The organism is Catenuloplanes sp. NPDC051500, assembly GCF_044454585.1.
Lineage (GTDB): Bacteria > Actinomycetota > Actinomycetes > Mycobacteriales > Micromonosporaceae > Catenuloplanes.
In genome coordinates, this window is record NZ_JBITDX010000033.1 from 16,890 (window position 1) to 30,054 (window position 13,165).

General features: G+C 71.2%; 11 protein-coding genes and 1 pseudogene. 10 read left to right on the forward strand and 2 right to left on the reverse strand.

Going from position 1 to position 13,165, the window contains the following annotated elements:
* Position 1: 1 nt before the first annotated feature.
* Positions 2–361 carry a YraN family protein gene (locus ACIA8K_RS37905; RefSeq protein ID WP_396068317.1) on the reverse strand — a complete coding sequence of 120 codons (360 nt, stop codon included), beginning with the start codon at positions 359–361 and terminating at the stop codon, positions 2–4.
* A gap of 162 nt (positions 362–523) precedes the next feature.
* Between ACIA8K_RS37905 and ACIA8K_RS37910 the strand changes: the two genes are divergently transcribed.
* The 8 genes and pseudogenes from ACIA8K_RS37910 to ACIA8K_RS37945 all read left to right on the forward strand — a co-directional run.
* A complete protein-coding gene (locus ACIA8K_RS37910; RefSeq protein WP_396068318.1) occupies positions 524–1,390 on the forward strand; it encodes a hypothetical protein in 867 nt (288 codons plus the stop codon).
* 292 nt (positions 1,391–1,682) lie between these two features.
* Positions 1,683–2,579, forward strand: coding sequence for a 30S ribosomal protein S2 (rpsB, locus tag ACIA8K_RS37915; protein ID WP_396068319.1), 897 nt, complete (start codon positions 1,683–1,685; stop codon positions 2,577–2,579).
* Positions 2,580–2,671: 92 nt separating this feature from the next.
* Entirely contained in the window at positions 2,672–3,502 is an 831-nt protein-coding gene (gene tsf / locus ACIA8K_RS37920) for a translation elongation factor Ts (protein ID WP_396068320.1), read from the forward strand.
* Between the two features lie 194 nt (positions 3,503–3,696).
* On the forward strand, positions 3,697–4,449 hold the full coding sequence (pyrH, locus tag ACIA8K_RS37925; RefSeq protein WP_396068321.1) for a UMP kinase: 753 nt from the start codon (positions 3,697–3,699) through the stop codon (positions 4,447–4,449).
* A 149-nt stretch (positions 4,450–4,598) separates the two neighbouring features.
* On the forward strand, positions 4,599–5,156 hold the full coding sequence (frr, locus tag ACIA8K_RS37930; RefSeq protein ID WP_396068322.1) for a ribosome recycling factor: 558 nt from the start codon (positions 4,599–4,601) through the stop codon (positions 5,154–5,156).
* Between the two features lie 638 nt (positions 5,157–5,794).
* Positions 5,795–6,733 (forward strand): phosphatidate cytidylyltransferase, encoded by a 939-nt coding sequence (locus tag ACIA8K_RS37935; RefSeq protein ID WP_396068323.1) that lies wholly within the window; start codon positions 5,795–5,797, stop codon positions 6,731–6,733.
* A gap of 265 nt (positions 6,734–6,998) precedes the next feature.
* The gene (rlmN, locus tag ACIA8K_RS37940) at positions 6,999–8,177 is read left to right on the forward strand and encodes a 23S rRNA (adenine(2503)-C(2))-methyltransferase RlmN (RefSeq protein ID WP_396068324.1); all 1,179 of its coding nucleotides are present in this window, start codon (positions 6,999–7,001) and stop codon (positions 8,175–8,177) included.
* A gap of 160 nt (positions 8,178–8,337) precedes the next feature.
* A pseudogene (locus ACIA8K_RS37945) lies at positions 8,338–9,048 on the forward strand (DivIVA domain-containing protein); the annotation flags it as partial.
* Between the two features lie 1,144 nt (positions 9,049–10,192).
* Here ACIA8K_RS37945 and ACIA8K_RS37950 read toward each other — a convergent pair.
* A complete protein-coding gene (locus tag ACIA8K_RS37950; protein ID WP_396068325.1) occupies positions 10,193–10,414 on the reverse strand; it encodes a DUF2631 domain-containing protein in 222 nt (73 codons plus the stop codon).
* Between the two features lie 166 nt (positions 10,415–10,580).
* Here ACIA8K_RS37950 and ACIA8K_RS37955 point away from each other — a divergent pair, with 166 nt between their 5' ends.
* Both ACIA8K_RS37955 and ACIA8K_RS37960 read left to right on the forward strand, forming a co-directional pair.
* Positions 10,581–12,131 (forward strand): Rieske 2Fe-2S domain-containing protein, encoded by a 1,551-nt coding sequence (locus ACIA8K_RS37955; protein WP_396068326.1) that lies wholly within the window; start codon positions 10,581–10,583, stop codon positions 12,129–12,131.
* 48 nt (positions 12,132–12,179) lie between these two features.
* Complete coding sequence (locus tag ACIA8K_RS37960; protein ID WP_396068361.1) at positions 12,180–13,079, forward strand: aminoglycoside phosphotransferase family protein; 900 nt, start codon at positions 12,180–12,182, stop codon at positions 13,077–13,079.
* The last annotated feature ends 86 nt before the right edge of the window (positions 13,080–13,165 follow it).

The following is a 13,165-nucleotide window of genomic DNA, read 5'->3' on the forward strand; positions in this document are numbered from 1 at the left end:
CTCAGAACGCGCTGCGGAGATGCTCGACCGACGCGGCGCCCCGGCGCTGGGGCATCACGGCGACCACGTCGAAGCGGACGTGCTCGCCGTGCCCGGGGGCGGCGGCCATCCAGCGGCAGGCGAGGCGGCGCAGACGACGTTGTTTGGACCGGCCGACCGCCTCGGCGGGCAGGCCGAACGCCGCCGAGCGACGCGTCTTGACCTCGCAGAAGACGAGTTCGTCGCCGTCGGAGAGGATCAGGTCTATTTCGCCGTCGGCACAGTGCCAGTTGCGGGCGACCGGGGTCATTCCCGCATCGATTAGGTGCCGCAGCGCCACTCGTTCCCCGTAGGCGCCGACCGCGCGGGTTGTGGATGTCATGGCGTTCACGGTCGGTGGGGGCGGGGGTGGGGGCAACGGCTCAAGATCGGGATGTGGAGGGGGAAACTGCCTGTGGACGGGCGGTCGATCTTGGGGGTTTTGTGGTACGACACCCGTCACGGCAGTAGCGCCCGGAAGTTTCGGTGACATACGGTGCCGACCGTGGATGGACGTCGGTATGCAGATGAACCAGAGCCGCAGTGGCAGGGCGACCGTGACTGGACCGCGCCCGCGGACGACCCGCGCGCGGTCACCCGCCCCCGGCGCGCCTCGGACCCGCTGACCGATCCGACCGGTTACAGCGACCACTGGAACGCGTTGCGCGTCCCGACGCCGGAGACGCCCGCTCCGGAGGTCCCCGCCCAGCCCGAGGTCCGTTCGCGGCGCGGATACGAGTACGACGCGGTCACCGGCCGTGGCCTGGAGGCGCTCCCGGTGGTCACGCCGCCCGCGCCCGAGGAGCCGCCCGCGGTCGCCGGTCTCACCGCCGCGTACCCGCTGACCGGCGACATCCCCCGCTACCGCACCGAGGCGCTCGACCGCGCCGCCCTGCGCCGCCCGCCCGCCGACCCATCCGCAGCGTCCATCCCCCCACAGGTCACAGTCCCACCGCAGGTTGCGGTCCCGCAGCAGGTCACGGTCCCACCGCAGGCCGCCGCCCCACCGGCGGAGGTCGAAACCGGTGCCCACCACGCGTTCCCCGCCGAACCGGCCTTCGTCCCCGGCGGTGAGCGCGTCTACACCACCCGCCGCCCGATCCTGGCCGTACCCATCGGCCTGGTCGTGGTTCTTCTGGAGTTCCCCGCGCTGCGCCTGCTGCTGGACGGGTTCACCGGTGGCGTCGCCGCGGCCGGCAATCTGGTGAGCGGCCTCGCGCTCGCGCTGAGCCTCCCGCTCACCGGGTTCGGCCTCTACGCGTTGTTCACCACCGGTCGCGCCGCCGATCACCGCACGTGGTGGCGTCCGCCGCTGGCCCACCTCCCCCTCGGCCTCATCCTGCTCGTGGCGGCCGCCGTCGCAGCCAGGTGAGAACGGCCGGGTAACACCGGGAGACCGGAACGAGAGCCCTCCCGGCCCGCCACCCCGGCAGCCGCGTATGCTTGTCCACGGCGACCGTGACAGGCGGTCGACCTCGCGCGCCTTCTTCACGGCGGCCGATGATCACGGGCAGTGATCATCGACACCCCGCCACGAGGCGCCGGCCTCCCTGGTCCCGTTCTCGCGTTTGCGGCGGGCCCACCCTGGCCGGCGACCGGGCGCCAGGCGCCGGGCCGAATGGCACCGGCGGCACAACCAGGGACAACGCAGGGAGCATTTCACCATGGCTGTAGTCAGCATGCGCCAGCTGCTGGAGAGCGGCGTTCACTTCGGGCACCAGACCCGTCGGTGGAACCCGAAGATGAAGCGCTTCATCTTCACCGAGCGCAACGGCATCTACATCATCGACCTCCGCCAGACGCTCGAGTACATCGAGAAGGCGTACGAGTACATCAGGAACACGGTCGCCGAGGGCGGCTCGATCCTCTTCGTCGGCACCAAGAAGCAGGCGCAGGAGGCCATCGCCGAGCAGGCGACCCGGGTCGGCCAGCCGTACGTGAACCACCGCTGGCTGGGCGGCATGCTGACCAACTTCCAGACGGTCTACAAGCGGCTCCAGCGCATGAAGGAGCTCGAGGCTCTGGGTGACCTGACCGGCACCGCCGCCGGGTACACCAAGAAGGAGACCCTGCAGCTCTTCCGGGAGAAGACCAAGCTCACCAAGACGCTTGGCGGCCTCCGGGACATGCAGAAGATCCCGTCGGCGATCTGGGTCGTCGACACCAAGAAGGAGCACATCGCGGTCGACGAGGCTCGCAAGCTGGGCATCCCGGTCATCGCGGTGCTTGACACCAACTGCGACCCCGACGAGGTCGACTTCCCGATCCCGGGCAACGACGACGCGATCCGCTCCGCCGAGTTGCTGACCCGCGTGGTCGCCACCGCGGTGGCGGACGGTCTGATCGCCCGCTCGGGCCGCGCCGGCCGTAACGGCGAGAAGCCGCAGGGTACCGCCGTCGGTGCGGACGAGCCGCTGGCCGAGTGGGAGCGCGAGCTGCTGGAGTCGGGCGAGAAGAAGGCCGCCGCCGAGCCGGTTGCCGCCGAGCCCGCTGCCGCTGCCGAGCCGGCCGCCGCCGAGCCCGCCGCTGCCGCCGAGCCGGTCGCCGCCTCCGCCGAGTAGTAGGAAAGTCTTGCCGGGGCCCGCGGGAGACTCTCCCGCGGGCCCGCACCACAGACCGCCGCCACCACGACACAGACATCGAAGAGAGAGTCATGTCCAACTTCACCGCCGCGGACGTCAAGAAGCTGCGCGACCTCACGGGCGCCGGCATGATGGACAGCAAGAAGGCCCTGACCGAGGCCGACGGCGATTTCGACAAGGCCGTCGAGTTCCTCCGCATCAAGGGCGCAAAGGACGTCGGCAAGCGTGCCGGTCGTACCGCCGCGAACGGGCTCGTCGCCCACTCCGGCAAGGCGCTTCTCGAGCTCAACTGTGAGACCGACTTCGTCGCGAAGAACGCGGACTTCGTCGCGTTCGCGCAGGAGCTGGTCGAGCACGGCGAGACCGCAGGTGTCTCCGACGCCGAGGGCCTGAAGGCCAGCACGCTGCCGGACGGCCGCACCGTCGACGCCGCCGTGCAGGAGCTGTCCGTGAAGATCGGCGAGAAGCTCGTCGTGAACCGGTTCGCCGTGCTCGACGGCACCACCGCCGTCTACCTGCACCGCAAGGCGCAGGACCTGCCGCCGGCCGTCGGCGTGCTTGTCGAGTACACCGGCAAGTCCGACGAGGCCGCCGACGCGGACGCGCGCGCCGTGGCGATGCAGATCGCCGCCATGCGCCCGAAGTACGTCACCCGCGACGAGGTCCCCGCGGACGTCGTCGAGTCGGAGCGCCGCATCGCCGAGCAGACCGCTCGCGAGGAGGGCAAGCCCGAGGGTGCGCTGCCGAAGATCGTCGAGGGTCGCGTCAACGGCTTCTTCAAGGACACCGTGCTGATCGAGCAGTCTTCGGTCGCCGACAGCAAGAAGACCGTGAAGGCCGTTCTCGCCGAGGCGGGCATCGAGATCACCCGGTTCGTCCGGCTCGAGGTCGGCCAGGCCTGATCCGGGCTTGAGCACGGCGCCGGCCCGCAAGCCGGCGCCGTAGGCCATGACACGAGGAGGCCGTTGGTGTACTGCGACAGGCACCGCGGTCTCCTCGTCGCATATGGTGCACACCGCGACGGGTACGTGTCGGCGTGGCAGCGCCGGTGGGTAAGTCCGCGTCATAGACAGCAGGCGAAGGGAAGGCGGGCCGCATGACGGTGGTGACCGAGCAGATCGCTCCGGTGGAGGCCAAGGCGGGCAAGCCGCGGCGGGTCGTGCTGAAGCTCTCCGGCGAGGTCTTCGGCGGCGGAAGCGTCGGCGTCGACCCGGATGTGGTGCAGGGCATGGCGCGCCAGATCGCGACAGTGGTCCGCCGCGGCGTCCAGGTGTCGGTCGTGGTCGGCGGCGGCAACTTCTTCCGCGGCGCCGACCTGCAGAAGCGGGGCATGGACCGCAACCGGGCCGACTACATGGGCATGCTCGGCACCGTGATGAACGCGCTCGCCCTCCAGGACTTCCTGGAGAAGGAGGGCATCGAGACCCGCGTGCAGAGCGCGATCACGATGGCCCAGGTCGCCGAGCCGTACATCCCGCTTCGTGCGATCCGTCACCTGGAGAAGGGCCGCGTCGTGATCTTCGGCGCCGGCGCCGGCATGCCGTACTTCTCCACCGACACGGTCTCCGCGCAGCGCGCACTGGAGATCAACGCCGACGTGGTGCTGATGAGCAAGAACGGCGTCGACGGCGTCTACACCGCGGACCCGCGGACCGACCCGACCGCCACCAAGCTCGACAACGTCACGTTCGCCGAGGCGCTGCAGCAGGGTCTGCGGGTGGCCGACGCGACCGCGTTCAGCCTGTGCATGGACAACGGCATGCCGATGCTGGTCTTCGGAGCCGAAGGGCCCGACACGATCATCAAGGCCGTGGGCGGCGAAAAGATCGGCACCCTGATCACCGCCTAGGGCCGGGCACCACAAGATCAAACTCAAGAGCATGATGGGGTACGGGCGGCGCCGCGCTTCTTGTGAGGCCGGGAGCCCGCCCGACCAGCGATGATCCCCGGGTATTGGACGCAGCACCCGCCGAGCAGGAGTGAGGAGGCGAGGGAGCGGTGATCGACGATACGCTCCTCGAGGCCGAGGACAAGATGGAGCGTGCGGTGGAGCACGCCAAGGACGAGTTGGCCGCCATCCGTACCGGTCGCGCCACACCGGCGATGTTCTCCCGGATCATCATCGACTACTACGGCACGCCCACCCCGCTGCCGCAGATGGCGTCCGTCGCCATCCCGGAGCCGCGGATGGCGATCATCAAGCCGTACGATGCCTCGATGCTTGGCGCCATGGAGAAGGCCATCCGCGACTCGGACCTCGGGGTCAACCCGGGCAACGAGGGCTCGATGCTGCGCATCTTGCTGCCGCAGATGACCGAGGAGCGCCGCCGCGAGATGGTCAAGATCGCCCGCGGCAAGGCCGAGGACGGCCGGGTGGCGGTGCGCAACGTGCGCCGCCGTGCCAAGGAGGAGCTGGACCGCATCGTCAAGGACGGCGAGGCCGGCGAGGACGACGGGCGGCGGGCGGAGAAAGAGCTCGACGACCTCACCCACCGGTTCGTGGCCCAGGTCGACGAGCTGGTCAAGCACAAGGAAGCCGAGCTCCTCGAGGTCTGATGCCGCACCTCGACCCCCACGACGACGCGCGCGACGCACGGCAGCGGGCGCGGCACAGCGGTGCCGCGCCCGATCCGTACTGGCCGGATGAGCGCCCCGAGCGCGATCCCCGCGGCGACCGGCCGACCGGCCGGGAGCCGATCGCGCCCGTCTACGCGCCGCCCGGCACCGACGCGGGAGCCACCGCGGAGTTCGTCCGCCCGTCCGGCCCACCGCCGGCCGTGGTGCCCGGTCGCCCTGGCGCGGATGCTCCCGGTCGCCCTGGCGCGGATGCTCCCGGTCGCCCTGGCGCGGATGCTCCCGGTCGCCCTGGCGCGGATGCTCCCGGGCGTCCTGGCGCGGACGCTCCCGGCCGCCCCGGCGCCGCCGCTCCCGGCCGCCCTCGTGCTGACCTGCCCGGCGCCCGCGCCATCGGTCCCGGGCGACCGCAGCCGCCCGGCGCTCGCGCCATCGGTGCCGGGCCACAGCCGCCCGGCGTCCCGCCGTCCCCCTCATATGGTGCAGGCCCGGAGTCTCCCGCCGGCCCGCCGTCGCGCTCATACGGCGCGGGCCCGGAGTCTCCCGCGGGCCCGTCGTCGCTTTCGCATGCCTCGGTTCCGCAGGGCCCGGCCGGCCCGGCGGACGGAGATCTGGACGACGTGGAACCGCCTCGCCGCCGGGGCAAGGGCCGCCGCCGTGCGACCCGGTCCGGTGCGCCAGTTGCGGGTAACACACTCCGGCACGCCTCCTACGGTTCCGACGACCCGGACGCCGCCAAGAGCAGGCTTCCGGCTCCCGGCCGCAACCTGCCCGCCGCAATCGGGGTCGGCCTGGGCCTGGGCGCCGTGGTGGCCGGCTCGCTGTTCTTCTGGCGGGAGGGCTTCCTGCTGCTGATCGCCGCGCTCGTGGTGGTCGGCGTCTGGGAGATGACCCGCGCGCTCGCGGCCGGCGGCGCCCGCCCACCGCTGATCCCGCTGATCGCCGGCGGCGTGCTGATGGCCGGCCTGGCCTGGTTCGCCGGCCCGGACGCGCTCACGCTCGGTCTGCTGGTGACGGTGCTGGCCAGCGCGCTGTGGCGGCTCGGCGACGGCAGACAGGGCTGGCTGCGGGACGTCTCCGCGGCCACGCTCGTCACTGTATACGTGCCGTTCCTCGGCGGGTTCGCGGCGCTGCTCGCCTACCCGGACGACGGCGTGGCCCGGGTGGTCGTCACGGTCGTAGCCGTGGTGCTCACCGACACCGGTGGGTACGCGGCCGGCGTCTTCCTCGGCAAGCATCCGATGGCGCCGTCGATCAGCCCGAAGAAGTCCTGGGAGGGCTTCGGCGGGTCCGCGCTCGCGTCCGCGCTTGGCAGCGCGCTGCTGTGTTACCTGCTGCTGGACGTACCCCCGTGGTGGGGTGCGGTTTTCGGAATCGGCGTAACGATCTCCGCGGTGCTCGGTGATCTGGCAGAGTCGATGATCAAGCGGGATCTCGGCATCAAGGACATGAGCAACCTGCTTCCGGGCCACGGCGGCCTGATGGACCGGCTCGACTCGGTTCTGTTCGCGCTGCCGACCGCGTTCCTGCTGCTCTCGGTGCTGGCGCCCGGTTCCTGAGCGGGCCGGCGGGAGGCCGCCGGTCCGCGTGTGGAAGGGGTGGGGTGAGCGAGGACGCAGCTTTGGCACCCTGTGCGGCATTACTACCGGCCGTACCGTGGGAGACTGGTTGAGGTCTGGCGGCGTTCCCAGCGTGGTGCGATTCCCGCGGGGTGGCCCTGCGATTCTCGCCGAGTGACTCTGCGATTACCGCGGGGTGATCCGGGTGGCACCGCCCGACCGAGACGTTCTGACCCGACGTAGTGAGGCAGCTGCAGACACCGTGATGGGCCCGACTCTTCCTCTCATCCCCGTCGTTCCCAGCACCCCGGAGACGCCCGACGACGCCGTGCCCGCACAGGCCGGCCCGCGGCGCCGTCGTCCGGCGATGCCGCCGCGCCACCTGGCCGACCTCGATCCGGAGGGGCGCCGCGCGGCGGTTAAGGAGCTGGGCCTGCCCGAGTTCCGGGCCAAGCAGCTCTCCACCCACTACTTCGGGCGTTTCGTGCGCGACGCGGCGGAGATGACCGACCTCCCGGCCGCTGCGCGGGAGAAGATCGGCGCGGACCTGCTGCCGCGGCTGCTCACCCCTGTGCGCGAGATGGCCTGCGACGACGGCGCCACCCGCAAGGCGCTCTGGAAGCTGCACGACAACGCGCTCGTGGAGAGCGTGCTGATGGGCTACCCGGACCGGATCACCGCGTGCGTGTCCAGCCAGGCCGGCTGCGGCATGGCGTGCCCGTTCTGCGCGACCGGCCAGGCCGGGCTGACCCGCAACCTCTCCACCGCCGAGATCGTGGACCAGGTCGTCTACCTGGCCGGCATCGCGGCGAGCGGCGCGGTGGCAGGTTCCCCGCCGCGCCTGTCCCGGGTCGTCTTCATGGGCATGGGCGAGCCCTTGGCGAACTATCCGCGGGTGATCGCCGCGGTCCGGCGCCTGACGAGCCCCGCGCCGGACGGTTTGGGCCTTTCTCAACGGCATATCACGGTTTCGACAGTCGGTCTGGTCCCGGCCATGCGTAAGTTGGCCGAGGAGGACCTTTCGGTGACCCTTGCGCTGTCCCTGCACGCGCCCGATGATGATCTGCGCGATGAACTCGTTCCGGTCAACCAGCGGTGGAAGGTGGCCGAGGTGTTGGATGCCGCGTGGGCGTACGCGGCGCGCACGGGGCGGCGCGTGTCGATCGAATACGCCATGATTCGGGACGTGAACGATCAGCCGTGGCGTGCGGATCTGCTCGGCAAGCTGCTGGCCGGCAAGCTGGCGCACGTCAACCTCATCCCGCTGAACCCCACGCCCGGCAGTCGCTGGGACGCGAGCCCGAAGCCGGTGGAGCGGGAGTTCGTGCGCCGCCTGCGCGCGGCCGGCATCTCCACCACGGTCCGCGACACGCGCGGCCAGGAGATCGACGGCGCCTGTGGACAGCTGGCGGCGAGCGCGGTCGACGGTACGGAGGCACAATGAACCTCTCCCCTTGTGGGTATGTGTGTTCTGGCGTCGCACCGTGGGACGCCGGTCGCGGCGCACACAGCCGGGACCAAGGTGGAGAGGGTTCACTGATGGCGGCGTACGCGACCAGGGCGCCCGCCGGCGCTGAGCGAGCGAACCGAAACCAGGAGACACAGTGACGAGTCAGGGTCAGCGTTTCCGGAGGCGCGCGCTTCGCCGCGGGTACAAGGTGGAAGAGGTCGACACCTTCCTCGACCGGGTCGAGGCCACGCTCGCGGGCGAGCAGAGCGGCCCACCGGTCCTCGCGCAGGAAGTGCACGACGTGGTCTTCCGCGTGCGCTTCGGCGGATATGACGAGTGGCAGGTCGACCTGCACCTGGACCGGGTGGAGCGGCAGCTCGCCGAGCTCGACGAGCGCGGCGGCGCCCGTGGGCCCGAGCGCGTTCCGGCTGGCGCGGACCGGCTGGGCCCGCCGGACAGGATGAGCAGCAGCGGCTTCGCGTCCGGCCCGCGCGGCTTCGACGGGCCCGGCGGCTTCGACGGCCCGGACGGCCCCGGTGGTTTCGACGGCCCCGGCCGCCCCGACGGCTTCGACGGTCCCGGCCGGCATGACGGCTCCGGCCGCCCCGACGGCTTCGGCCCTCCGCCTGACCGGATGGGTCCGCCTGACCGGATGGGTCCGCCTGACCGGATGGGCCCGCCTGACCGCATGGGTCCGCCGGATCGGATGGGCCCGCCCGACCGGATGGGTCCTCCTGACCGCATGGGCCCGCCGGATCGGATGGGCCCGCCCGGGGGCCGCGTTCCGGCCCGCGCCGGCGGCTTCGACGACGGACCCCCGCCGTTCGGCGGTTTCGACGAGCCCCGCACCGGCGGTTTCGGCGGCCCACCGCAGCGTGACCCGCGAGACCGTGGCGGTTTCGACGAGCCCCGCACCGGCGGTTTCGGCGGCCCCCCGCAGCGCGACCCGCGGGACCGCGACCCCCGCGACCGTGACCCACGTGAGCGCGGCGGCTTCGGCGACGACCCGCGTACCGGCGGTTTCGACGCACCTCCGCGTGACGACCCGCGGACCGGCGGCTTCGATCTTCCCCCGCGCGACGACCCGCGTACCGGCGGCTTCGACCTGCCCCCGCGCGGCGGCCCGCAGGGGCCTGGCGGTCCCGGCATGGGTGGCCCCGGCGGCATGGGCCCCGGTGGTCCCGGCCCCGGCGGACCGGGTGGACCCGGCCCGCGCGGCCTGCAGGGCCCCGGCGGCTACGACCAGTTCGACGACCGGGACCCGCGTGACCCGCGCGACCGCGGCGGCAGCTTCGACGCGCCGAGCGGCGGCTTCCCCGGTTTTGAGCCCGGCCGCCACGGCAAGATGGACATGACCGCGGAGATCCGCCTGCCCGAGCTGGAGCGGCGCCCCCGCAACCAGCCGCAGTCCGGCCCGCCCGGCATGGGTGGCGGCCCTCAGGGCCCCGGCGGCTACGGCGGTCCTCCGCCCGGCGGCCCGCCACCCGGCGCGTTCGGCGGCCCGCCGCTGCCGCCCGGCGGTCCAGGTCCTGGCGGTCCCGGCGGTTACGACGGCCCCGGCGGTTATGACGGCCCCGGCAACGGCTTCGGCGGCCCGGGCGGCCCCGGTCCCGGTGGCCCCGGCCCTGGCGGACACGGTGGCCCCGGTGGTCCCGGAGGCGACCTGCAGCGGGTCGACCACCTGCGTCGCACGTTCCAGCCGCGCCGGTTCGGCAGCGGTTATGACCCGGACCAGGTGGACCGGCTGTTCGACGAGATCCTCACGGCCATGTCCGGTCGCGGGCCGATGCCTGTGAACGAGAACGACCTGGACACGCTGCAGTTCGGCCTGGTGCCCGGCGGTTACTTCGAGGCCGAGGTGGACGCCGCGCTCAAGGAGGTCAAGGACATCCTGCTGGGCCGCTGACCACAAAGTTCAAGCACGACAAAAATCAAGCACAACAAGGATCAAGCCCACTCCCGGCGTACCGTGGGAGCGGGCTTGATCTTTGTCTGGTCTTGGAGCGGGCTTATTCCCGCAGGCCGGCGCGGCGCAGGACGACGTCGCCGAGGAGCGTCACCGCGATGCCCGCCGCGATCACGATCAGGAAGATGTTCTCGATCCGGCCTTCGTGGTTTCCGCAGATCATGGCCAGCAGGCCCAGGATGCTCAGCACCGCCAGGATGCGTCCCGCCCTGCGGTTGCCCGGCTTGAGCTGATCGGGTGCGACCACCGGCTCGCTATCCGACACTGTGGGTCCTTCCTCGCGCTGTGCACTCACATCCGCCGGTTAGTCTGACATGCGGTGGATGTTGTGACGCAGAAGCCTCCCGGCCGACGCACCGGAAGTGCCGCCCGCGGGTGTCCGGTAACGTCTGGCACGAACCACCGCCGTCGTAGCTTAAGGGAGCACTGCCGTGCGAGTGACGGGAACCGGTCATGCGAGCATGCGGATCGACACCGCTGCCGGAAGCATTCTGACCGACCCCTGGGTCAACCCCGCGTTCTTCGCGTCGTGGTTCCCGTTCCCGGACAACTCGCAGCTGGACTGGGAGTCGCTCGGCCAGGTCGACTACCTCTACGTCTCGCACCTGCACCGCGACCACTTCGACGCGGAGAACCTCAAGCGGTACGTGTCGAAGAAGGCCGCCGTGCTGTTGCCGGAGTACCCGACGAGCGAGCTTGAGGACGAGCTGCGCGAGCTGGGCTTCCGCAGCTTCATCAAGACGAAGAACGAGGAGGTCGTCGAGCTCGACGGCGGCCTCAAGATCATGATTCAGGCGCTGATCTCGCCGACCGACGGCCCAATCGGCGACTCCTCGCTCTGGGTCGAGCACGACGGCATCCGCCTGCTCAACCAGAACGACGCACGCCCGAGTGACCTGTCCCGCTTCGCGGAGCTGGGCCACGTGCACGCGCACATGCTGCAGTTCTCCGGCGCGATCTGGTACCCGATGGTCTACGAGCTGCCCGAGGCCGCCAAGCGCGCGTTCGGCAAGCAGAAGCGCGAGCGGCAGTTCGACAGGACCTGGCGTTACATCGACGACCTGAAGGCGGACCACGTCTTCCCGATCGCCGGCCCGCCGTGCTTCCTTGACGACTCGCTCTACCAGTTCAACGACATCTTCGGCGACGAGGGCGCGATCTTCCCGGACCAGAGCGTCTTCGTCTCGGAGTACGCGAAGGTCGGCGGCACCAACGGCGTGGTGCTGCTCCCCGGCTCCGTCTCGGAACTCAACGCCGAGGGTGGCATCACGACCGAGCACCCGGTGCCGGTCGACGAGTTCTTCGCGAACAAGGCCGCCCACCTGGAGGAGATGCGGGAGCGCAAGCGCCCGATCATCGAGGCCGAGAAGGCGTCCTGGCGGCACCCGGAGATCGACGTCCTCGCCGAGATGAAGCGGCGCATCGAGCCGCTGCTCGAAGCGTCGATCTACATGGCCAAGGGCGTCGGCGGCCCGGTCCGCTTCGACCTGGTCGGCTACGACGGTGAGTCCGTCGAGTCGATCGTGGTCGACTTCCCGGGCAAGGAGGTCCGGGCGTACGCGGACGAGAAGGTCCGCTACCGCTTCAAGACCGAGCGCGCGCTGATCGAGCACCTCCTCTTCATCGGCGAGGTCGACTGGGTCAACTCGCTCTTCCTCTCCTGCCGCTTCTCCGCCGCCCGCATCGGCCAGTACAACGAGTTCGTCTACGCGTTCTTCAAGTGCCTCTCCCAGGAGCGCCTGCAGTACGCCGAGGGCTGGTACGACGAGCACGAGCGCGCGGTCGAGGCGGAGAGCATCGAGCTCGGCGACTGGGAGGTCCAGCGCCGCTGCCCGCACCTCAAGGCCGACCTGACCCGCTTCGGCATCGTCGACGGCGACCAGCTCACCTGCCAGCTGCACGGCTGGCGCTTCGACCTGCCGTCCGGCCGCTGCCTCACCTCCGTCGGCCACAAGATCCGCGCCGCCCGCAAGGACGCGTAAACCGTTTGCCGCTCACAGATGTCACGCCCGATCATGTCGGGCGTGACATTGCTGCGTGAGGGCGAGATCCCGGTCGACGAGACGCTGATCAGATCGCTGCTCCGCGCGCAGCGCCCCGAGTGGGCGGAGCTGCCGCTGACCCGGGCCGGCGCCGGCACCGACAACACCATGTACCGGCTCGGCGGTGACCTGCTGGTCAGGATGCCGCGTACGCCGTTCAACGCGGAGGCGCTGGCCAAGGAGCGCCGCTGGCTGCCCCGGCTCGCCCCGCACCTGCCGCTCACCATTCCGGAGCCGGTCTTCGCGGGCTCGCCGTCGGAGGCGTACCCGCTGCCCTGGTCGGTCTACCGCTGGATCGAGGGCGCCGAGGCCGGGCCGGCGACCGTGCGGGACTGGGCCGCGTTCGGCAATGACCTGGCGTCCTTCGTGCGAGCACTGCACGGCACCGACCTGATGGGCCAGACCCGCGCCGGCGAGCTGTCCTGGTACCGCGGCGGTCTCCTGCGCGACTGCGACGACTGGGTCAGCCCCTGCTTCGCCCGCTGCGAGGGCCTGGTGTCCGACGTCGGCACGCTCGAACGGCTGTGGCGTGCGGGTCTCGCGCTGCCCGACCCGGTCGCGCCGCACGTCTGGCTGCACGCCGACCTCAAACCCACGAACCTGCTGGTCCGCGACGGTGCGCTGCACGCGGTGATCGACTTCGCCGGCATCGCGGTCGGCTTCCCGGACGCGGAGCACGCGCCGATCTGGGACTTCCCGGCCGCCGCGCGCGAGGCCTACCGGGACGCGCTCGGCCTCGACGACCTCACCTGGCAGCGGGCCCGCGCGTGGGCGATCGCGCCCGGGGTCAGCGGGCTCTCCTACTACCGCGACTCGTTCCCGGAGTTCGCCGAGGAATGCCGCAACCGCCTGGAAGCGATCCTCGACGACCACAGATCAAGAGACTGATCTTCCCGCTTCCGGCGTGGTGCGGCAGCGTTGCTCGCAGGGCTCCTCGAAGGACGGAACCCAGACCCCGATCTTCCCGCTTCCAG

What these genes read in the sequence shown, in the direction of transcription:
- tsf (WP_396068320.1), top strand. Translation starts at nt 2,672, where the DNA reads ATGTCCAACTTCACCGCCGCGGACGTCAAGAAGCTGCGCGACCTCACG.
- rpsB (WP_396068319.1), top strand. Translation starts at nt 1,683, where the DNA reads ATGGCTGTAGTCAGCATGCGCCAGCTGCTGGAGAGCGGCGTTCACTTC.
- ACIA8K_RS37905 (WP_396068317.1), bottom strand. Translation starts at nt 361, where the DNA reads ATGACATCCACAACCCGCGCGGTCGGCGCCTACGGGGAACGAGTGGCG.
- rlmN (WP_396068324.1), top strand. Translation starts at nt 6,999, where the DNA reads ATGGGCCCGACTCTTCCTCTCATCCCCGTCGTTCCCAGCACCCCGGAG.
- pyrH (WP_396068321.1), top strand. Translation starts at nt 3,697, where the DNA reads ATGACGGTGGTGACCGAGCAGATCGCTCCGGTGGAGGCCAAGGCGGGC.